The organism is Antrihabitans auranticaus (assembly GCF_016481275.1).
Taxonomy (GTDB): domain Bacteria; phylum Actinomycetota; class Actinomycetes; order Mycobacteriales; family Mycobacteriaceae; genus Antrihabitans.
In genome coordinates, this window is the sequence record NZ_JAEMNW010000001.1 from 38,044 (window position 1) to 58,913 (window position 20,870).

19 protein-coding genes are annotated in these 20,870 nt (G+C 64.0%); 11 read left to right on the forward strand and 8 right to left on the reverse strand.

Features of this window, described 5'->3' with window-relative positions; genetic code table 11:
* The first annotated feature begins 96 nt into the window (after positions 1–96).
* The 3 genes from JGU72_RS00190 to JGU72_RS31170 all read left to right on the forward strand — a co-directional run bounded on the left by JGU72_RS00190 (position 97) and on the right by JGU72_RS31170 (position 3,745).
* The gene (locus tag JGU72_RS00190) at positions 97–939 is read left to right on the forward strand and encodes a DoxX family protein (RefSeq protein ID WP_199681763.1); all 843 of its coding nucleotides are present in this window, start codon (positions 97–99) and stop codon (positions 937–939) included.
* Positions 940–1,060: 121 nt separating this feature from the next.
* On the forward strand, positions 1,061–3,301 hold the full coding sequence (locus JGU72_RS00195) for a HelD family protein (protein ID WP_199683096.1): 2,241 nt from the start codon (positions 1,061–1,063) through the stop codon (positions 3,299–3,301).
* A 45-nt stretch (positions 3,302–3,346) separates the two neighbouring features.
* Entirely contained in the window at positions 3,347–3,745 is a 399-nt protein-coding gene (locus JGU72_RS31170; protein ID WP_307828242.1) for a DUF732 domain-containing protein, read from the forward strand.
* Between the two features lie 27 nt (positions 3,746–3,772).
* On the opposite strand, the gene JGU72_RS00205 is transcribed toward JGU72_RS31170, so the two are convergent.
* Positions 3,773–4,225 carry a universal stress protein gene (locus tag JGU72_RS00205; RefSeq protein WP_199681765.1) on the reverse strand — a complete coding sequence of 151 codons (453 nt, stop codon included), beginning with the start codon at positions 4,223–4,225 and terminating at the stop codon, positions 3,773–3,775.
* A 183-nt stretch (positions 4,226–4,408) separates the two neighbouring features.
* On the opposite strand from JGU72_RS00205, the gene JGU72_RS00210 reads away from it, so the two are divergent.
* From JGU72_RS00210 to JGU72_RS00220, 3 genes are all read left to right on the forward strand, one after another.
* Positions 4,409–7,234, forward strand: a complete 2,826-nt coding sequence (locus JGU72_RS00210) for an alpha/beta fold hydrolase (RefSeq protein ID WP_199681766.1) — start codon at positions 4,409–4,411, stop codon at positions 7,232–7,234.
* Positions 7,231–8,103 (forward strand): ABC transporter permease, encoded by an 873-nt coding sequence (locus tag JGU72_RS00215; protein WP_199681767.1) that lies wholly within the window; start codon positions 7,231–7,233, stop codon positions 8,101–8,103. Before JGU72_RS00210 ends, JGU72_RS00215 begins: the two co-directional genes overlap by 4 nt.
* Positions 8,104–8,210: 107 nt before the next feature.
* On the forward strand, positions 8,211–8,798 hold the full coding sequence (locus tag JGU72_RS00220) for a TetR/AcrR family transcriptional regulator (protein ID WP_199681768.1): 588 nt from the start codon (positions 8,211–8,213) through the stop codon (positions 8,796–8,798).
* A gap of 1 nt (position 8,799) precedes the next feature.
* Here the strand turns inward: JGU72_RS00220 and uvrB are convergent, their stop codons facing one another.
* Positions 8,800–10,956 (reverse strand): excinuclease ABC subunit UvrB, encoded by a 2,157-nt coding sequence (gene uvrB / locus JGU72_RS00225; RefSeq protein WP_199681769.1) that lies wholly within the window; start codon positions 10,954–10,956, stop codon positions 8,800–8,802.
* A gap of 78 nt (positions 10,957–11,034) precedes the next feature.
* Here uvrB and JGU72_RS00230 point away from each other — a divergent pair, with 78 nt between their 5' ends.
* Entirely contained in the window at positions 11,035–11,574 is a 540-nt protein-coding gene (locus tag JGU72_RS00230) for a ribonuclease FAU-1 family protein (protein ID WP_307828243.1), read from the forward strand.
* On the opposite strand, the gene JGU72_RS00235 is transcribed toward JGU72_RS00230, so the two are convergent.
* Positions 11,537–12,334 (reverse strand): crotonase/enoyl-CoA hydratase family protein, encoded by a 798-nt coding sequence (locus tag JGU72_RS00235; RefSeq protein WP_199681771.1) that lies wholly within the window; start codon positions 12,332–12,334, stop codon positions 11,537–11,539. The genes JGU72_RS00230 and JGU72_RS00235 overlap by 38 nt on opposite strands.
* A gap of 217 nt (positions 12,335–12,551) precedes the next feature.
* Entirely contained in the window at positions 12,552–13,754 is a 1,203-nt protein-coding gene (gene coaE / locus JGU72_RS00240; protein WP_199681772.1) for a dephospho-CoA kinase, read from the reverse strand.
* Between the two features lie 123 nt (positions 13,755–13,877).
* Between coaE and JGU72_RS00245 the strand changes: the two genes are divergently transcribed.
* On the forward strand, positions 13,878–14,090 hold the full coding sequence (locus JGU72_RS00245) for a hypothetical protein (RefSeq protein ID WP_199681773.1): 213 nt from the start codon (positions 13,878–13,880) through the stop codon (positions 14,088–14,090).
* A 197-nt stretch (positions 14,091–14,287) separates the two neighbouring features.
* Here JGU72_RS00245 and rpsA read toward each other — a convergent pair whose 3' ends face one another.
* On the reverse strand, positions 14,288–15,766 hold the full coding sequence (gene rpsA, locus JGU72_RS00250; protein WP_199681774.1) for a 30S ribosomal protein S1: 1,479 nt from the start codon (positions 15,764–15,766) through the stop codon (positions 14,288–14,290).
* A 185-nt stretch (positions 15,767–15,951) separates the two neighbouring features.
* On the opposite strand from rpsA, the gene JGU72_RS00255 reads away from it, so the two are divergent.
* Positions 15,952–16,854 (forward strand): class I SAM-dependent methyltransferase, encoded by a 903-nt coding sequence (locus JGU72_RS00255; protein WP_307828244.1) that lies wholly within the window; start codon positions 15,952–15,954, stop codon positions 16,852–16,854.
* Here the strand turns inward: JGU72_RS00255 and JGU72_RS00260 are convergent.
* Entirely contained in the window at positions 16,815–17,258 is a 444-nt protein-coding gene (locus JGU72_RS00260) for a DUF6194 family protein (RefSeq protein WP_199681775.1), read from the reverse strand. The two genes, JGU72_RS00255 and JGU72_RS00260, sit on opposite strands and share 40 nt — an antisense overlap.
* Positions 17,259–17,393: 135 nt before the next feature.
* On the opposite strand from JGU72_RS00260, the gene JGU72_RS00265 reads away from it, so the two are divergent.
* The gene (locus JGU72_RS00265) at positions 17,394–18,821 is read left to right on the forward strand and encodes an ABC transporter substrate-binding protein/permease (protein WP_199681776.1); all 1,428 of its coding nucleotides are present in this window, start codon (positions 17,394–17,396) and stop codon (positions 18,819–18,821) included.
* Positions 18,818–19,609, forward strand: a complete 792-nt coding sequence (locus JGU72_RS00270) for an amino acid ABC transporter ATP-binding protein (protein WP_307828245.1) — start codon at positions 18,818–18,820, stop codon at positions 19,607–19,609. The genes JGU72_RS00265 and JGU72_RS00270 overlap by 4 nt, the downstream gene beginning before the upstream one ends.
* Before the next feature lie 75 nt (positions 19,610–19,684).
* Here JGU72_RS00270 and JGU72_RS00275 read toward each other — a convergent pair whose 3' ends face one another.
* Entirely contained in the window at positions 19,685–19,837 is a 153-nt protein-coding gene (locus tag JGU72_RS00275; RefSeq protein ID WP_199681777.1) for a type II toxin-antitoxin system antitoxin, read from the reverse strand.
* 11 nt (positions 19,838–19,848) lie between these two features.
* The gene (locus JGU72_RS00280; protein WP_199681778.1) at positions 19,849–20,703 is read right to left on the reverse strand and encodes an SPFH domain-containing protein; all 855 of its coding nucleotides are present in this window, start codon (positions 20,701–20,703) and stop codon (positions 19,849–19,851) included.
* Positions 20,704–20,870: the final 167 nt, after the last annotated feature.

The following is a 20,870-nucleotide window of genomic DNA, read 5'->3' on the forward strand; positions in this document are numbered from 1 at the left end:
GAGCGTCGGCGTTCGGCGACAATCCGGAAAAGGTGTGCGACACAGGACACTCGCGCGACACGTTTCGGTCGCGCTCTGTTCGGGAACACCACCGACATGTTGATTCGCAGAATTGCCCGACCGCTCCTGTCGACGATCTTCATCGCCCAGGGAATCGAGGCCCTGAGGAACACGAAAACCTCCGCCGACGCGACGCGACCGCTGCTCGAAAAGAGCCACGACGTGTTGCCGGATCGCTATGCGCGAAATGTCCCGACCGACGCCGAGAAAGTGGTCCGCGTCAACGCCGCTCTGCAGATCGGCGGCGGCGCTCTCCTGGCGGCGGGTAAGGCACCGCGCCTGGCATCGCTCGTTCTCGCCGGCACATTGGTGCCCGGAAACCTCGGCCAGCACCCGTTCTGGACCGAGAGCGATCCCGCGATCAAAGACCGTGAGCGCAAAGAGTTTCTGACAAGCCTGAGCTTGCTGGGCGGACTGATCATCGCGGCCGTCGACACCGAAGGTAAGCCGTCTCTCGGCTGGCGTGGTCGGCGAGCAGCAGAACGGGCGTCCCACGCCGTCGCTTCCGCGCTACCCGTCGGAGCGGCATCGGCCGGGGTCCTGGCCGACAGTGCCGCGCGCGACCGAGTCGAACACGGCCTGCACGTCGCCGCAGAGCGTGGCCGCGAGTTGGCCGAGGCCGCTCAGAAACGCGGCGCGGCCTTCGCCGAGGTCGCCCGCGAACGCGGACCCGAACTCGCAGAAGCAGCCCGCGAACGCGGCGCAGCCATCGCCGAAGCAGCCCGCGAACGCGGACCCGAACTCGCAGAAGCAGCCCGCGAACGCGGCGCAGCCATCGCCGAAGTCGCCCGCGAACGCGGACCGGAGTACGCGGAAGTTGCACGCGATCGCACCGCCCATCTGGCGGCGGCGGCACGCGAACGGACCGCCCGCAAGTAGTGCGGAAAGCGCGGCGGCAAATCTGGCACTAGACTTCTCAGGGCTGTTTTCCAAACCCTAGGAGTCCCTGTTGCGTGAAAACGGTCAGTCCGCGCTGGACCGCGAGCAGACGTACGTCTCGATGCTGTACGAACAGCTCGACGGCATGCGCGAGTACGCGTCCAAACGGCTCAGCAGGGTGCTGCTGGAGTCGGGCGGCACACCGCAGGCACGCAGCGAGCGTGAGTCGTTCAGTCAGCTGTACAACGAGGATCTCGCGAAGTACGACGCTGCGGAGAACGGGTTGTGCTTCGGCCGAATCGACATCGGTGACGAAGAGCGCTACGTCGGCCGAATCGGAATTCTCGACGAGGCCAACGACTTCGAGACGCTGTTGCTGGATTGGCGGGCACCGCTCGCGCGACCGTTCTATCTCGCGACGACTGCGGCGCCGGACGGTGTCACGCGCAGGCGCCACATCCGGTCCCGCAGTCGCAAGGTCACGGCCGTCAACGACGAGTACCTCGACCTCGAGGCTGCGGAGGCCGCGGGCCGGCTCGAATCAGGCGGCAGCGTCGGCACCGAAAGCGCGTTGCTCGCTGCGCTGAATGCTGCCCGGACCGGGCACATGAACGACATCGTCGAAACGATTCAGAGCGAGCAGGACGCGATCATCCGGTCCGACCACAAGAGCGTTCTCGTCGTGCAGGGCGGCCCGGGTACCGGCAAGACCGCAGTCGCGCTGCACCGTGCGGCGTTCCTGCTCTACACCTATCGTCAGCAACTCGCGAAGAGCGGCGTGTTGCTGATCGGGCCGAACCCGACGTTCCTCGACTACATCGGTCAGGTTCTGCCGTCGCTCGGTGAGACCGGAGTCCTGCTGTCGACGATCGGTGACCTCTACCCCGGCGTGAAAGCGACGCGGGAGGATTCGCAGCGCGCCGGCGAGCTCAAGGGCTCGCTGACGATGATCGAGGTCCTCAAGAACGCGGTGCGCGATCGCCAGGAGGTGCCCGCGGAGCCGATCGAAATCCGCTTCGACTCCCACACGATCACCCTCGACCGCCGGACCGTCACACGGGCCCGTGGCCGGGCCCGGTCATCCCGGCGACCGCACAACCTGGCACGGCCGATCTTCGTCTCGAGCGTGATCGACATCCTCACCCAGCAGGTCGCAGACGCGGTGGGCCAGAACGTGGTCGGCGGCGCGAACCTGCTCAGCCGCGACGATCTCGCCGACATTCGCAGCGAGCTGCGCAACGATGCGGCAGTGCAATCCGCACTCGACCGGTTGTGGCCCGAACTGTCGCCACTCGAGGTTCTTGTCCGCCTGTTCTCCTCGCCCGACCGGCTCGCGGCGGCAACCCCGGACCTGTCCGACGACGACAGGAAGAGTCTGCTCGACTCGCACGGGCCCGGCTTCACCGCCGCTGATGCTCCGCTGCTCGACGAGCTCGCCGAACTCCTGGGTGTCGACGACGCCGAAGAACGCGAGCGGGCTCGCAGGCGCTGGCGCGCGCAGATCGAGGATGCCCAGGGCGCCCTCGACATTCTGACCGGTTCCGCACCGCAGGACTTGGAAGACGAGCTCGATCCCGAGATCCTGATGGCGTACGACCTGATCGACGCGAGCCAGCTCGCCGAACGGCAGAACGCGGGCACGCGCCTGACGACTGTCGAACGCGCGGCCGGCGACCGAACCTGGACCTACGGCCACGTCATCGTCGACGAGGCCCAGGAACTGTCGGAAATGGCCTGGCGGATGGTGATGAGACGGATTCCCAACCGGTGGATCACAGTCGTCGGCGATGTGTCGCAAACAGGTGATCCCGCGGGCACGACGTCATGGAACCGAATCCTCGAGCCGTACGTGGCGCAGCGATGGAAGCTCAGCGAGCTCACCGTCAACTACCGCACGCCGGCCGAAATCATGGACTCGACGCGAGAGGTGCTGCAGGCAATCGATCCCGATGCGACCCTACCGCGATCGGTCCGCGAATCCGGCACGCAACCTTGGGCGGATCACGTCGATGCCGGCGACCTCACCGAGCGCGTCCGCGGACACGTTGCGGCGGTTACTGTTCCGGGCCAGACAGCTGTGATCGCTCCGCCGGAGATTGCTGCCGAACTCGCGGACCTGTCCAGCGAAACGGTGAGTGTTCTCAGTGTTCGCGCTGCAAAGGGCTTGGAATTCGATACTGTGTTCATCGTCGAGCCGCAGCAGATTCTCGACGAATCGGCACGCGGACTCAGCGACCTGTACGTAGCCATGACGCGCGCAACGCAGCGCCTCGGCGTCATCCACGCTCGACCGCTGCCAGCGGTGCTGAAGAACCTTGCCGAACCGGTCCGCACCGCCGCGACGACCGAGCAACCACGCTGAATTCCGGTCGACCCGCGCCGGCGGCCGAAGGAGATGACCGACACCGTGCCACACGCTAAGCGCAGTCTGTCGGCACTAGGTTTGATTGCGCTCGTGGCCGCCGGTTGCGGCTCGCAGGAGGTCGAGCAGCCGACACCTGAGCTGCGGCAGGCCGCGCTATCGGACATCGCAGCGGAGACGACCGAACAGCCGATGGCACCGCGGGCCCGGGAATTCAAGGCCGCGCTCACTGCCGCGGGTGTGCCGGACCGGCAGTCCGATTCAACCGTATTGGTTGTCGCACAGGGAATTTGCGACCAACTTGCCGCGGGGACGCCGGATTCGGAGATCCTCGCAAAACTCGGGCAGCTGGCCGCCTACACGGCGACGCTCACGAATGGCCAGCTGACCGGCGACGAGATCGCGGCGCTGTACCTGACGAAGGCGAAAGCTACGTTCTGCTGACGCCCTCGCAGGCAGGTTTCGATCCGATCAGCGAACCGTGTGCACGATCAGAACATCGGACCGCGACTTGCGGGCAACGTCCGACGGCACCGAACCGAGCAGCCGGCCGGTCAGCGAGTTCAGGCCGCGGTTACCGATGACCAGCAGGTCGGCATCGACCTCGTTGACCAACGAGAGCAGCGACTCCACGGGAGCGCCGACCACAGACTTCTCGATGATCTCGTTCGCGCCGGCGGCGTGCGCCTTCTCGCGGGCGGTACGCAGAATTTCGCTGGTCGGAGCCGATCCGCGGACCTGGTAGGCCTCGTCCTTGAGGACGTCCGCAGCAGCGCCGAGATCACGGTCGTCGGTCGGGAAGTACGCGCACGCGATGACGAGCTTTGCGCCCTCGTCACTTGCTAGCGATGCAGCTTTTTCGACGGCCTTGTACGAAGAATCGGAACCATCAGTCCCGACGACAATGGTCCGGTACGCGCTCATTCAAATCCTCCAGGGGTGACGTTCAGCCTTCGAGCATGGTTCATCGCTGGTACTTTCGCTGACCCTATCCGCATCTGCGGCGCCAGAAGCGCAATTGCGGCCAAACACACTCCACAAGGTCGCGTGTGACGGTCAAGATCGACTCCGGCGGCCAATTTTCGCGATCTCGCATACGTTGGAGAGATGCGTATCTCGCGGCCGCTCGAGGCCGGGCGGCGAAATCTTCTGCGGCCCGCGATCATCGTCGCCGTGCTCGCTCTCGTCGTCGTCTCGGGCTTCTTCTACCTCGACCGGGACACCCGAATCAGCGTTGCGACAGAGGATGTCACGGTCACGGTCCCCGCGGGCCCTGGTGAGCCGGGTACGGTCGCCATCGACGCCGAGCTCTACTTTCCCGCGACCACACCCGCGCCAGCTGTTCTGCTGGCGCACGGATTCGGTGGCAGCAAGGACTCGATCGCCGGACAGGCACGCCAACTGGCGCGCGACGGCTTCGTCGTGCTCGCCTACAGCGCACGCGGTTTCGGCAAGAGCACAGGATCGATCTACATCAACGATCCCGAGCACGAGGTGGCGGACGCACGGGAACTGGTCACGTTTCTCGCGGGTCGTAGCGACGTCGATCAGGACGGCCCCGGCGATCCGCACGTCGGCGTCGCGGGAGCTTCCTACGGCGGCGCGCTTGCGCTGATGCTCGGCGGTACGGATCCACGAATCGACTCGATCGCAGCCGCGGTGACATGGAACGACCTGGGACAGGCCCTGTTCCCGAACTACGCCCAGGTGCTCGCGGGCGGTAGTAAGCCCGCGACCCCACCGACGCCGACAGCGCCGGTCTACACCGGACCGGGCGTGCTCAAACGTGCGTGGGCCGGGATCTTCTTCGGTGTGGGCGCCGAACCCGTGGGGACCCGGCCCTCGACCGGCCTCACCGGCGACCTGTGCGGGCGGTTCGCCGAATCGGTCTGTCAGGCGTATGCCCAGTCCGGAATCACAGGTTCGCCGACGCCCGAACTTCTCGACCTCATGCGGAACCATTCGCCCGCGCCCTACGTCCGCAACATCACCGCACCGACCTTGCTCATCCAGGGCGAACGCGACACCTTGTTCGGACTCGACCAGGCCGACGCCAATGCGCGGGAGATCGCTGCCGGCGGCGCACCCGTCGAGGTTCGGTGGTTCAACGGCGGTCACGACGGCGATGCGGCACGAGCGGATTCCACGATTCGCGCCTGGCTGGGGAACACGCTGCGCGACGACGACCCTGGCTCTGCCCCTTTCAATTACGCATTGCAGGGCCCACCCAACGAGGAGGGCCAGATACCGAGTAGGCGGATGAGTGCAGCCGACTACCCGGGACTCGGTGGAAACGCGGCGACGCCGCGCACGAGCCTGGAATTGAACTCGCCGACCGCGAGTCCGCAAACGATCGTGCGACCGCCTGGCGCAACTCCCGGAACGGTGTCCAGCGTGCCGGGTGTCGGATCGGCGTTGTCGTCCGCCCTTACGGTCGCCGGCCTCGACGTGATCGGCCGCGACCCACCCGGTCAATCCGCGATGTTCTCGACGAAGGCGCTCGCCGGACCGCTGGCAATCGTCGGATCGGCGATCGTCGACCTGCGCGTCCATGCCTTTGCCGCGCCGGGCGAGTCCGTCTTGTTCGCAAAGCTCTACGACGTCAGCAACGAGGGCCGCCGAATGCTACCGGGCGGCGCGGTATCGGCAGTTCGCCTGCCGGATTCGCCCGACGGCTCCCCCGTAGACGTCCGGGTGACGCTGCCCGCAATCGCGTATCGGGTGCTGGAGGGCCATCACATCGAGATCGTTGTCGGCACGACCGACCAGGCCTATGCGGTTCCCCTCAATCCCGCAGTCTTCAGCGTCGACCTCGTCGGTGCTCAGTTGCTCGTGCCGACCGTCGAGGGCGCGACGGCCGCGAGGTCGGTACCGCTCGCGCCGCTTTTCGGCATCGCGGGAATCGCAGGCGCGCTCGGGGTATTGATCGTCGGTGCGATCGTCCGTTCCAGGATGCGCGGAACAGCCGACGCCGATCCGGCGTTGGCCGACACGCCTCTCGTGGTGTCGGCGTTGACGAAGACGTATTCAAACGGCTTCCGGGCGGTGGACGGTGTGAGCTTCGTGGTCGAGCACGGTCAGGTTCTCGGCTTGCTCGGCCCTAATGGCGCAGGAAAGACGACAACGCTGCGCATGGTGCTGGGCTTGATCAAACCGCAGGGTGGCGAGGTCCGCGTGTTCGGCCACAAGGTCACTCCCGGCGCACCGGTGTTGTCGCGGTTGGGCGCATTCGTCGAGGGGCCGGGTTTGTTGCCGCATCTGTCCGGCATCGACAACCTGAAGCTGTTCTGGCGCACCACGGGACGGCCCCACGAGGATGCCGCATTCGACGAAGTCATTCGCATTGCCGACCTCGGTAGCGCGATCGAACGCAAAGTCCGCTCCTACAGCCACGGCATGAAACAGCGACTTGCGATCGCGCAGGCGATGCTCGGCCTGCCTGATCTGCTGATTCTCGACGAGCCAACCAACGGGCTCGATCCCCCGCAGATCCGCACGATGCGGGATGTCCTCACCGAGTACGCCGGCGGCGGCAGGACCGTCGTGGTCTCGAGTCACCTTCTCGCGGAGGTCGAGCAGACCTGCACACACGTTGTGGTGATGAACCAAGGAAAGGTGATCAGCGCGGGCTCGGTCCGTGACCTCGTGTCCGCGGGCGGGCCGACGGAGATTCGCGTCGACGACGCAGCCCGCGCAGCCGACGCGCTTGCCGACGTTGCCGGTCTGGGCACCGTGATCGCCACCGACGGCGACAGCCCGAAGCTTCGGATCGACCTGGGCAAGGTCGCGCCCGCCGACGTGGTCCGCAGGTTGGTCGACGCCGGTGTTGCCGTCAGCAGCGTGGCATCTTCGACGAAACTCGAAGATGTGTTCCTCGCCCTCGTACACGATCCGAGAGCGACCCGCGAGCCCGAGAAGGATCTGGCGCGATGACCGAATCTGCCATGGCGACAACGCATCCCGATGGTCGTGCGCCCGGCTTCAGACCCACACGGACGTTGTCGATGAGGGTCGAGCTTGCTCGCCAGATCCGGCGGCGGCGCACGCAGCTTGCCATCGGGTTCCTCGCAATACTGCCCGGAATACTGGCTGCAGCCTTCGCGTTGGGCGGCGGAAACGGGGAGTCGGGTGCCGGCGGGCTGATCGAGCTCGCTACGCAGGGCGGCATCAACTTCACCGTGTTCTGTCTCCTGATGTCTGTCGGATTTCTGCTGATCGTCGTGGTCGCCCTGTTCTTCGGCGATTCGATCGCGAGCGAGGCTTCGTGGTCCAGCTTGCGATATTTGTTGACGATTCCGATACCGCGCTCGCGGTTGCTGCTGCAGAAGGCAGCGGTTTCCGCTGTGCTGTCGATCGTCGCGATCGCAGTTCTGGTGCTTGTCGCGCTCGCACTCGGTTCGGCCCTGTACGGGGTCGAACCGCTCGTGACGCCTTTCGGCGATTCGATGGCGTTCGGCTCGGCGATCGGTCGGCTTGCCATCGCACTCGGTTACGTCGTCGTCAGCCTGATGTGGATTGCGGGACTGGCCTTGTTGTTGTCGGTCTGGACCGATGCGCCGCTCGGCGCAGTCGGCGGGACTGTGATGGTTGCGATTCTCGTCGAGATCCTCGATCAGATCACTGCACTCGGACAGCTCCGAAATTTGCTTCCAGGTCATTTCGGTTTTGCGTGGACCCGTGCGTTCGCGCCGACCATCGACTGGCACGACGTCGTGATCGGGTCGTTCTCGTCGGTGGCCTACGCCGCGGTGTTCGGCCTACTTGCGTGGATTCACTTCTCCCGGAAGGACATCACCAGCTAGCTGCGACTCTGCGCGCGCGAACCTACGCACGCGTAGCGTCCACTAAGCTGAGTCCCTGATCCACGCTGCTCGGTGTCGCGCGTGGCTGACTGCGAAGGTTCCACTCGATGATCGGCAACGCTATGCCCCGAATTCCGTATGCGGACGCGGCCCGAAACCTACTCCGCGAGTCGGTCCTGACGGCTGTCGACGAACTCGTCCAAGCCAAGGGCTGGGCAGCGACAAGTGTCGCCACGGTCGCCCGCGTGGCCGGCGTGAGCCGACAGACCGTGTACAAGGAGTTCGGCTCACGACAATCGATTGCCGAGGCGTACATCTTGCGGCGGCTCGACTCGATTCTCGACGAGATCGACGCCAACATTCGCTCGAGCGACGACCTCGAAGCCGGGCTGCACACGGCGATCTCGCTGTTCTTCGACATCGTCGACGAGCCGCTTGTGCAGACCGTTCTATCCGGCGGTTCGACGCCAGAAGAGTTGACCGGAATCATCAAGGTCACCAACGAGCGTGCGACGACGCGGCTGGCGTCGATGTTCCAAGCGGTCCGCCCCGGCATTCCGGATAGCGATGCGATCGTGTTCGGCGATGCGATCGCCCGTATTTGCGCAGCGCACGCTTTCGCACCGACGCTGCCCCGCGAGGAAGCAACCAATCGCGTGGTGCGTCTTGCGCTCGTCGTCCTCGCGGCGAACTGACCTACTTCAGCCCGGCTGCGTCCATCCCGCGTAGCTCTTTCTTGAGGTCCTGAATTTCGTCTCGTAGCCGGCCGGCAAGCTCGAACTGCAGATCGCGGGCAGCATTCATCATCTGATCGGTCAGTGACTTGACGAGGTCGGCCAGTTCGGAGCGCGGCATCGACTTCACGTCTCGGCCCTCGAACACACCCGCACTGACCGCGCGGCCGGGCTCGCCCTGTGCACGGCGACCACGGCTCGCATTGCGTCCCGAACCACCGATCGCGACATCGGTATCCTCGGCTTCCTCGTAGACCTGATCGAGAATGTCCGCGATCTTCTTCCGCAGCGGCTGCGGATCGACACCCATCGCCTTGTTGTAGGCAACCTGCTTTTCGCGGCGGCGGTCCGTTTCCTCGATAGCGATCGCCATCGAGTCGGTGATCTTGTCCGCATACATGTGGACCTCACCGGAAACGTTGCGAGCCGCGCGACCGATCGTCTGGATCAAGCTCGTGCTGCTTCGCAGGAACCCTTCCTTGTCAGCGTCGAGAATTGCGACCAGGGAGACCTCGGGGAGGTCGAGGCCCTCGCGGAGCAGGTTGATGCCGATCAGAACGTCGTACTCCCCCAGCCGCAATTGCCTAAGCAGTTCGACACGGCGAAGCGTGTCGATCTCCGAATGCAGGTAGCGGACCCGAATACCCAGTTGCAGGAGGTAATCGGTGAGGTCCTCGGCCATCTTCTTGGTCAGCGTCGTGACCAAGATTCGCTCGTCCTTGTCAGCGCGCTGCCTGATCTCGTGAATCAGATCGTCGATCTGACCCTTCGTCGGTTTGACCACGACCTTCGGATCGATGAGTCCGGTCGGCCGAATGACCTGCTCGACGAACTCGCCACCGGCCTGCCCCATCTCGTAATTGCCTGGAGTCGCCGACAGGTACACGACCTGACCGATGCGGTTGGCGAACTCTTCCCAGGTGAGCGGCCGGTTGTCGACCGCCGACGGCAGACGGAAACCGAACTCGACGAGGTTGCGCTTGCGCGACATATCGCCCTCGTACATGCCGCCGATCTGCGGAACCGTCACGTGTGACTCGTCGATCACGAGCAAAAAGTCTTCGGGGAAGTAATCGATGAGCGTGGCAGGTGCCGACCCTGCCGACCTGCCGTCGATGTGCCGGGAATAGTTCTCGATTCCCGAGCAGAACCCGACTTGCCGGATCATCTCCAGGTCGTACTGGGTCCGCATTCGCAACCGCTGCGCTTCGAGGAGTTTGCCCTGCTTCTCCAACTCGGCCAGGCGCTCGGTCAACTCGGTCTCGATGTCCCGAACCGCCCGTTCCATGCGCTCGGGCCCTGCCACGTAGTGGGTAGCGGGGAAGATCCGCAACGCCTGCACCTGGCGAACCACATCGCCTGTGAGCGGATGAAGGTAGTACAGCGCCTCGATCTCGTCGCCGAAGAACTCGATCCGGACCGCCAGTTCCTCGTAGGACGGGATGATCTCGACCGTGTCCCCACGGACACGAAACGAACCACGCACGAACGACAGGTCGTTGCGCGTGTATTGAACGTCGACCAGCAGCCGCAGCAGTGCGTCCCGGTCGATGTTCGCTCCGACCTCGAGCTGCACCGACCTGTCCAGGTAGGACTGCGGAGTGCCCAGACCGTAGATGCAGGACACCGAGGCGACCACCACGACATCGCGGCGTGACAGCAGACTCGAGGTCGCCGAGTGCCGGAGGCGCTCGACGTCGTCGTTGACCGAGCTGTCCTTCTCGATGTAGGTATCGGTCTGCGCGATGTACGCCTCGGGCTGGTAGTAGTCGTAGTAGGAGACGAAGTACTCGACTGCGTTGTGCGGCAACATCTCTCGCAGCTCGTTCGCGAGCTGCGCGGCGAGCGTCTTGTTCGGCGCCATCACCAAGGTCGGGCGTTGCAGCTTCTCGATCAACCAGGCCGTCGTTGCGGACTTGCCTGTGCCGGTCGCGCCCATCAGGACGACGTCCTTTTCGCCGGACGTGATGCGCCGCTCGAGCTCCGCGATGGCCTGCGGCTGGTCGCCGGCAGGCTGATGGTCGCTGACGACCGTGAACTCACCGCCGGTGCGCTCTATGAGGTCGCCGACCGGCCTGTGCTCGGAGTGTGCGATCGGGTATTCGGTAGCAAACGCCATACAGAACAGCGTAGGCGGACCCACCGACAGGTTCATTCCCGCCGACAAAACGACGGCCGCCCTGTAGCTTCGGGAGTCGTGGTACCCGTGCACAGACCGAAGGTCGAATTCTTCGACGTCGAAAACGGAACGAACACCGACCCGAAGGGCTTCGTCCGTGAGGTCGAGCGGTATCGAGTCGAGCCGTGGGGCCTGTACATGGCCCGACACAGCGACCACCACGCGTTCCACTACCTCGAGTCCTGGCTGATTCCGGCCCTCGGCGTCCGAGTGTCGATCTTTCACTACAAGCCCGAGCATCGCCGTGATCAGGACTATTACGTCGACATCGGCGAATTCACCACCGGTGCCACCGTCTGGAAGGCGGTCGACCACTACCTCGATCTGGTTGTGCGGACCGGTCGCGACATCGAACTACTGGACGTGGACGAGCTGATCGAAGCCCGAGCGGCGGGCCTGATCAGCACCGCCGATACCCACAAGGCGATCGAACTCGCAGTCGCAGCCGTCGACGGCATCGCCAGCCACGGTCACAACCTCGACAGTTGGCTGGCCTCGCACGGAATGCACGTCACCTGGGCTACATCGATCGCGCAACCCACTTCGGGAGCTCCTTAGCAGCCGCGGCCGCACGGGCGATCTTGTGGTTCTTGCCGAGGATCAACTTCAGCTGCAGCTGACTTTCGGTCCAGAACGCCGCCCGCGGAGATTCGGTCCACGTCTCGTGGAACAGCTTCTTGGTCGCCGCAATGGCATCGGGCGACTTCGCCACGATCTGGTGTGCGAGCTCGGTAGCACCGGCAAGCGGGTCCGAAGACACGTCCGTGACGAGTCCGTACCGCTTGGCACGCGCGCCGTCGAATATCTCCGCGGTCATCGTCAGGCGTTTGGCGACATCCATCGGCACGAGTTCGCGCAGGGTCACCGAACCGGTCATGTCCGGAATCAACCCCCACTTGCCCTCCATGATCGAGAACTCGGTGTCGGGCGTCGTGAACCTGAAATCCGCAGCCAACGCGAGTTGCATCCCGCCACCGAAACAGTGCCCGCGGACGACGGCGATCACCGGCACAGGCAGCTCGCGCCAGCCCCAGCACGCCTTTTGGAAAGTGTTGGTGGTCTGGACAGGTAGCTTCGCGAAGCCTTTGATCTGGCCCATCTGGTCCTTGCCGACCGACGCAAAATCCAGTCCCGAGCAGAACGACGTTCCCGCGCCCTGCAGGATGACCGCGCGGATCGATTTGTCCTTCGCAATTTCACCCGGCGTCGACGCCAAAGCCTGCAGCATCGGCAGATCCAGGGCATTGAGCTTGTCGGCGCGATTCAGAGTTGCGTACGCGATTCCGTCGACAACTTCGACGATGATTCGATCAGACATTCGGCAACCCTAGCGGGACCGGTCGTCGTCGGCGTACTCGCGTTGGCGCGGTACCAGCGGCAGTACTCAGTTACATCAGGCCGCTCGACGCGGACGGCGGATCCGGTGGCGTTGTCGGCCGCGGCTTCTGCTCAGCCGCACCCCCTTTCGGGGCAGAGACGGCGTGTCGCTCGGCGAGTCCTGGTGCGACTCCCGAGCCGGCGTGCGGCTGAAGGAGTCACGGTGTTCCGTTCTCGCTGTCAGCCCATGTGAGAGCGCGAACGTATGCGGAATCGAACCACGGTTCTTTCGCTTCGACATATGCGTCGATCGCCGACGAGTAATCCGGGAATTTCCGTGCGGCAGCGGCTGCGGCTCGTTTCACTTCGAGGTACTCGTCGCGAACGGCGGGCTCCGCACGCAACCAATCACGGAATACGAGAGCGAACCGTTGATTTGGCCAACCATCTACGCGCACATGAATATTCACCGGCCGACCGGGGTCGGCGCCACCATGAATTCGCTTTGCCCATATGGCAGGGTCGTCGTCGGCGGGTTTCGGGCTGTCGCCCATTATCTTTTCGATTCTCGGAAAGCCGCCGCTCGCAAGCGGTTCCGCCAACGCGTCCGCAGCGGCGAGGTCCGCAACGGTCACCTGAATATCCAGCACATCTTTCGCTGGTAATCCCGCAACCGCGGTAGACCCGACGTGGTCGATGCGCGAAGCGGTACCGCCACACAAAACCCGCAGGCGCGCGATCAGACGCTGCGCCTGAGAAGGCCACTCCGGGTCGGCCGGTACCAGCGCCGGCATCGTCCGAACCACCGATCCGGACTGAATGTTTCGGGCGAAGGGCACCAACCGGTCCTCCCACAACGACTCGACCTCGCCGTCGATCGACCCTTCCGGTCCACTGTTGTCGAGCCACACGTCGGCCACGGCGCGGCGCTGCTCATCTGTCGCCTGCGCGCTGATCCGCGCCCGCGCATCCGCTTCGGGAACACCACGCGATTGCGCCAACCGCTGGACCCGTTCCTCGGCGTCGACATGAACGACGACAACAAGATTGAACAACGGAGCCAAACCGTTCTCTACGAGCAACGGAATATCCTGCACGACAATGCCGTCGGCGGGCGCGGAGTTGATCAGTTCCGCGGTTCGCTTGCCCACCAATGGATGCACTATCGAGTTGAGCTTTTTCCGGGATTCCTCGTCACCGAAAGCCTTTGCTGCCAACGCAGGTCGATTCAGGCTGCCGTCGTCCTGCAGAACCTCGGTACCGAATGCGTCGACCACTGCCGCCAGCCCCGGCGTTCCAGGTTCCACAACCTCGCGGGCAATAAGATCCGAATCGACTATTACTGCGCCACAGCGCGACAGCACTTTCGAAACGGTCGATTTCCCGGCGCCCATGCCACCCGTCAAGCCAATTCTCAACACGCATTCAGTCTCTCATTACGACACGCCGCTAGCACACCAGTCCCAAATACACCTGGTTTCCCAGCGTGTCGGTTATGTTGCACGTGGCGAGCCAGGCCAACCGTTCACTAACAAAGGAAAACCATGCGAAGCAATAGACACCAGGACGGTCGGCACCGCCTGGGCATGCCTAACGGCGTGCATTGCATCATGATCCCTGCGGTGGCCGACGCCCTCGCGGAGCATCGTCGCAACTGGTTCACGTCGCTCATCAACCCCGCTCGCCACAGCTTCGCAGGAATGCGCAAGCGCAGCGTGTCCGCATCGAACTACTGGGTGCCCGCGACAGCCAGCTGAACTAGAGCGATGCCGAACATGGCCCAGTCCCACTAGGGGCTGGGCCGTATTTGTCCACAGTGCTGAATTGTCCTCCGCTGTGCCGAATTGCCCTCCGCGTCGCTCCCGGCTGGCGTGTCCGAGACCCAACCAGTGTCAGCCCAAAGACAAAGGCCCCGATCCGTTTCCGGATCGGGGCCTTCAGGTTCTAGCAGCTATCAGGCGTTGCCCGACAGCTTCTCGCGCAGTGCAGCGAGCTGTGCGTCGCTGGCAAGCGAGCCGCCGGCCGACTCAGGAGCCGACGAGGTGGCAGCTGCGCCACCTTCGGCGGAACCGGTCTCCGAGGAGTAACCGGCTGCTGCCTGGGCAGCTTCGGCGGCCTCGTCGGCAGCCATCTTCTCCATCTGAGCGGTGTGCATCTTGTGGCGACGCTCGGCCTCGGCGTACCGGCCTTCCCACTCTTCACGCTGCTTGTCGAAGCCTTCGATCCAGTCGTTGGTCTCGGAGTCGAAGCCCTCGGGGAAGATGTAGTTGCCGGCCTCGTCGTAGCTGTCCGCCATGCCGTACTTCGACGGATCGAACTCGGCGTGGTAGTCCTCGTTGGCCTGCTTGAGGCTCAGCGAGATGCGGCGACGCTCGAGGTCGATGTCGATGACCTTGACCATCGCATCGTCGCCAACGCCGACGACCTGGTCCGGGACCTCCACGTGGCGCTCGGCCAGCTCGGAGATGTGCACGAGGCCCTCGATGCCCTCTTCGACCCGAACGAACGCACCGAACGGAACGAGCTTGGTGACCTTGCCCGGGACGATCTGGCCGATCGCGTGGGTCCGGGCGAACTGACGCCACGGATCTTCCTGCGTCGCCTTGAGCGACAGCGAGACACGCTCGCGGTCCAGGTCGACGTCGAGAACCTCGACGGTGACCTCGTTGCCGACCTCGACAACCTCGGACGGATGGTCTATGTGCTTCCAAGACAGCTCGGAAACGTGGACCAGACCGTCGACGCCGCCGAGATCGACGAACGCACCGAAGTTGACGATCGAGGAGACGACGCCCTTGCGGACCTGTCCCTTCTGGAGCTGGTGCAGGAACTCGCTGCGGACCTCGGACTGGGTCTGCTCCAACCATGCGCGACGCGACAGGACCACGTTGTTGCGATTCTTGTCGAGCTCGATGATCTTGGCCTCGATCTCCTTGCCGACGTACGGCTGGAGGTCACGGACACGACGCATCTCGACGAGCGAGGCGGGAAGGAAGCCACGGAGACCGATGTCGAGGATGAGACCACCCTTGACGACCTCGATGACGGTGCCCTTGACGGCCTCGTCCTTCTCCTTGAGCTCCTCGATGGTGCCCCACGCGCGCTCGTACTGTGCACGCTTCTTCGAGAGGATCAGACGGCCTTCTTTGTCCTCTTTGGTGAGAACGAGGGCCTCGATCAGATCGCCCACGGAAACGACCTCGTTGGGGTCGACGTCGTGCTTGATGGAAAGTTCTCGAGAAGGAATTACACCTTCAGTCTTGTAACCGATGTCGAGCAGAACCTCGTCGCGGTCGACCTTGACGATGGTGCCTTCGACGATGTCGCCATCGTTGAAGTACTTGATCGTTGCGTCGATGGCGGCGAGGAAGTCCTCGGCGGAGCCGATGTCGTTGACGGCTACCTGCGGCGAGGTGACGGTGGATGAGGGCATGTGTTGAGTTGCTCCGGACGGATTGTAGGTAGGTTGGTGGGCGTTCGGTCGGACACGAACGTCGTTGCACCTGAACTGGCCATTTCTGAACCAGCGCAGCACAAAGACACTCGCGGCTCACAGGTTACGCGCCTCGATATGAGCGGGGCAAACCGGGCGCGCCACCGGAGGCCTACTGTATTCGCGTGCCGAACGAGCCGATCGACGAGAAAACCCGCGAACGCCACGCTGACGCGCTCTCCGCGTTGGGCGCGGTCGGCGTGAGCCGCACCAAGATCGACTCGAAGTCGAGCGAGCGCGCAAGCCGCGTCTGGTGGGACGCCGACGCGACCGACTACCACCGGACCCATGGCGATTTTCTCGGTGTCGACTCCGAACACGGCGAGTTCGTCTGGTGCCCGGAAGGCCTGCACGAGGGCGATGTGCACTTGCTCGGTGAGATCGTCGGCAAGCGGATCCTCGAGATCGGGTGCGGTTCAGCGCCCTGTTCGCGCTGGTTGGCGGCGTCGGGGGCGCACCCCGTCGGGCTCGATCTGTCCATGGGGATGCTGGCCAGGGGACGTGAAGCGATGCAGCATGGCCCACGGGTACCGCTGGTCCAAGCCGGAGCCGAGTCGCTGCCGTTTGCCGACGAGTCCTTCGACCTGGCCTGCTCGGCCTTCGGCGCCGTCCCCTTCGTCGCGGATTCGGCGCGGGTCATGCGCGAGGTCGCCCGGGTGCTGCGCCCGGGCGGGCGCTGGGTGTTCTCGGTGAACCACCCGATGCGCTGGATCTTCCCCGACGATCCGGGCGAAGCAGGGTTGACAGCCACCATCTCGTACTTCGATCGCAGCCCCTATGTAGAAGTAGATGCCGAGGGCACGCCGACCTACGTCGAGCACCACAGAACCGTCGGTGATCGGGTCCGTGAACTCGTCGCGGCCGGCTTCGTCGTTGTCGACATCGTCGAACCGGACTGGCCCGAATGGCTCGACCGCGAATGGGGCCAATGGAGCCCACTGCGCGGCGAACTGTTTCCGGGAACGGCGATCTTCGTCGCCGAGCTGCCTTATCGATCCCCGCTGCGGCCGACCACGCGTCGACGCTGAGTGTCGTATGCGGAGCGCAGGAGGTCGGCGACTGTCGCCGATGTCCGATCAGCCGGTACAACCACCGCGAGCCAACCGGCCGCTGCATAGACGGGATGCGGCCGCATAACGTCGGCTTCGGCGAAGTCGCCGCCTGTGGTCAGCTCTGCCAATCTCGCGCGGCCGACGTTGATGTTCACTCGCCACCGGCCATCTGGGTCCAGATCGGACTGCGTGTCACCGGGATAGTTCTTGGTGACGATGGTCGCGAACGGCTGCATGTTCGCCGGGACTTCTCCGTCCGGTGCGTAATAGAAGAAGTAGTCACCCCACGCGATCTCCGGAGCGGAGCTTCCGGCGGCCGGCGCCAGGACAAGCACCCCTTCCAGCGAGCGGACCTCCTCGAGAATCTGTTCCATACTCATGGTTCAAGCCTATGGTCGAAGTGCGTATGGAGGGATCGACGATCAACAGCGCTTTGTTCAGAGCGGGCACCGATATAGCAAACCTGTTGAGCGAAACAGTTCTTTCTGCGGACCATCACATCTAGGGTTCGCGGAATGCGAAGGTTCCACGTCCTGGCGGTCCTTGCGTTCCTACTTGCGACTGCATTCCTGAGTGGTTGCGGCGGGCCCGACGATTCGGACTCCAACGTCCTGCGTGTGGGCACCGAGGGCACCTATGCACCATTCAGCTATCACGATCCCGAGACCGGCGAACTGACCGGCTACGACGTCGAGGTCATCGAAGCGATCGCCGAAAAGCTGGATCGGCGAGTCGAGTTCGTGGAAAGCCCGTGGCGGTCGATCTTCAACAACCTCGAGGCCGACCGCTTCGACGTCGTCGCGAATCAGGTCTCGATCAACGAAGACCGCAAGGCGCGATACGACCTGACCGAGCCCTACGTGCAGACCGACGGCGTCATCGTCGTCCGCGCCGACGACGACCGAATCAAGGGCGTCGAAGATCTGCGGGGCAAGGTCGCGGGCCAGACATCGACGAGTAACTGGGCCGATTCGGCACGCGGGGCCGGTGCCGAGGTCGAGGACGTCGAGGGCTTCACCGAGGCCGTTCAGATCCTCAAGGACGGCCGCATCGACTTCATCATCAACGACAACCTCGCCGTGCTGAACTACCTGGCGGGACATCCGGACAGCGGCCTGAAGACGGTCGGTGTCGTCGGGGAGCAGAGTTCCCAGGCGTTCGCGCTGCGCAAGAACAGCCCCCTGACCGCCGAGATCAACAAAGCCATCGAAGACATTCGAGCGGATGGCACGCTCGAGGAAATCGGCGCCGAGTACTTCAATCCGGAGCCCAAGAGTCCGCGCAGCACAACGAAACTGGTGCTGGACACGCTGTGGCCGTTGGCGAAATCGGCGTTCACAGGGACGATCCCGCTTACCGCGATCAGCTTCGTTGTCGGATTGGTGATCGCACTGGGTGTCGCGCTTGCGCGTCTCTCGGCGATCGCGCCGCTGTCCTGGCTGGCCCGGATCTACATCTCGTTGATTCGTGGCACTCCGCTGCTGGTCCAGCTGTTCATCATCTTCTTCGCACTCCCCCAAGCCGGCATCACGATCGAACCGTTCCCCGCGGCTGTCGTCGCGTTCTCACTCAACGTGGGCGGCTACGCGGCAGAGATCATCCGTGCCGCGATCCTCAGCGTCCCGCGCGGGCAATGGGAGGCGGCCGAAACCATCGGCATGGGCTATCGGACGACACTGCAGCGGATCATCCTGCCCCAGGCACTGCGGACCGCTGTTCCCCCGTTGTCGAACACCCTGATCTCACTGGTGAAGGACACGTCCCTTGCGTCGACGATCCTCGTCACCGAGATTCTGCGAACCGCCCAGATCGCCGCCGCACCGAGTTTCGAATTCTTCGCCCTCTACGGCACTGCCGCTCTCTACTACTGGGTGATTTGCCTGGTGTTGTCGTTCGGCCAGGACAAGCTCGAACATCGACTGGATAGGTACATCGCGAAATGACGAGCAACGAGCATGTGACGAGCGCCGACGCCCGACCGCTGATCGAAGCCACCGGCATCACGAAATCGTTCGGTGACAACAAGGTGCTGCGCGGTATCGACATCAAGGTGCCGCGCGGTTCGGTCACCACGATCATCGGGCCGTCGGGTTCGGGCAAGACGACGCTGCTGCGTGCGCTCAACGCGCTGGATGCTCCAGACGGGGGCGTCGTCCGGGTGGGTGATGTGGAGATCGACTTCGCCACCAAACCCAGCAGGGCCGCGCTCGGGAAGTATCGCGCGCAGAGCGCATTCGTCTTTCAGTCGCACAATCTCTTTCCGCACAAGACGGCGATCGAGAACCTCGCCGAAGGACCGATCGTCGTGCAGCGGCGGCCGAAAGACGAGGTGTACGCAGAGGCACGCGAACTGCTCGAACGAGTCGGGTTGGGACACAAGGAAGATGCGTATCCGAGTCAGCTTTCGGGCGGGCAGCAGCAACGCGTCGGCATCGCTCGCGCCTTGGCGCTACGGCCGAAGCTGATCCTCTTCGACGAACCCACTTCGGCCCTCGACCCGGAACTGGTCGGCGAAGTGCTGAAGGTCATCAAAGACCTCGCGTCGAGCGGTTGGACCCTGGTGGTCGTCACGCACGAACTTCAGTTCGCGCGTCAAGTTGCCGATCAGGTGCTGTTCACCGACGGAGGGCTGGTCGTCGAGACGGGCCCGCCAGCCGAGGTGATCGGCAACCCGAAACATGAACGCACGCGCCGGTTCTTGGACCGGATTCTGAACCCCCTGGACGATTGAGCCAGTCCGCAACGCGCATCGCACGAGACTGAAGCATTTCGCCCGGATTCCGGGAGAAATAGTTCCGTCCCTCCCTCACTTCACTTTTCGACCGGCCTGGTCCAGCGCCAACCGCAGGGCGTATTCGATTTGCGAGTTGACGCTGCGCAGGTCGTCGGCCGCCCACTTCGCGAGAGCGTCGTGGACGGCCGGATCGAGCCGCAGCAGAATCTTCTTACGCTCAGGCATGACTTTCCGGCTCAGCCATAGATCGTGCCGGTGTTGACGACGGGCTGTATCGCGCGGTCGCCGCAGAGCACGACCAGCAGGTTCGACACCATGGTCGCCTTGCGGTCTTCGTCGAGTTCGACGACGCCTTGCTCGGCCAGTCTGTCGAGTGCGAGCCCGACCATGCCGACCGCACCTTCGACGATGCGGGTTCGCGCGGCAACCACCTGAGCGGCCTGCTGCCGGACGAGCATTGCTTGCGCGATTTCCGGCGCGTATGCGAGGTGCGTGATCCGCGCCTCGAGAACTTCGACACCGGCGAGGTCGGTCCGGTCCCGGAGTTCGGTCGTCAACTCGCTCGCGACTTCGGCGCCGTCGCGCAAGCTGGTTCTGCCTTCTTCGTGCGAGTCGTACGGGTGCGTCGTCGCCAAATGCCGGACGGCGGCCTCGGACTGAATCGCGATGTACTCCTCGTAGTCGTCGACCGCGAAGGCGGCCTTCCCGCTGTCGACCACTTTGTAGACGACGACCGCAGCGATCTCGACGGGGTTGCCGTCGGCATCGTTGACTTTCAGCTTTGCAGTCTCGAAGTTGCGCACTCGCAATGTGATTCGCCGCTTCATTGTCAGCGGAACCACCCACTGGAACCCTGCGTCACTGACCGACCCGATGTAGCGGCCGAAGAACTGAATCACCCGAGATTCGTTCGGGTTGATGATCGTGAAGCCGGTCGTGAGCAACAGCAGGATCACGTCGAGGACGATCGCCGCAACCAGCAGAAGAGGGCTGCGCAACGCGATTGCCGGCACGAACGCCGCGATGCCGACAACGAGCAAAACCAACAAGACCACGAACCCGTTGGCACGAAATGCCTGTCGTTCCATCATGCTCTCCTTGCTATCGAAGTGATATCACAATAGTAGCAGCACCAGACAGCCGTTCGGTTCAGAGCGAGTCAAACCCGTGAATCCGGGGACAGTCGCTGACAGTGTCGCGGTATCCCTCGAACCTGTTCGGGCACCTGGTGTTCCGAATCCATCACCGCCGCACTAGG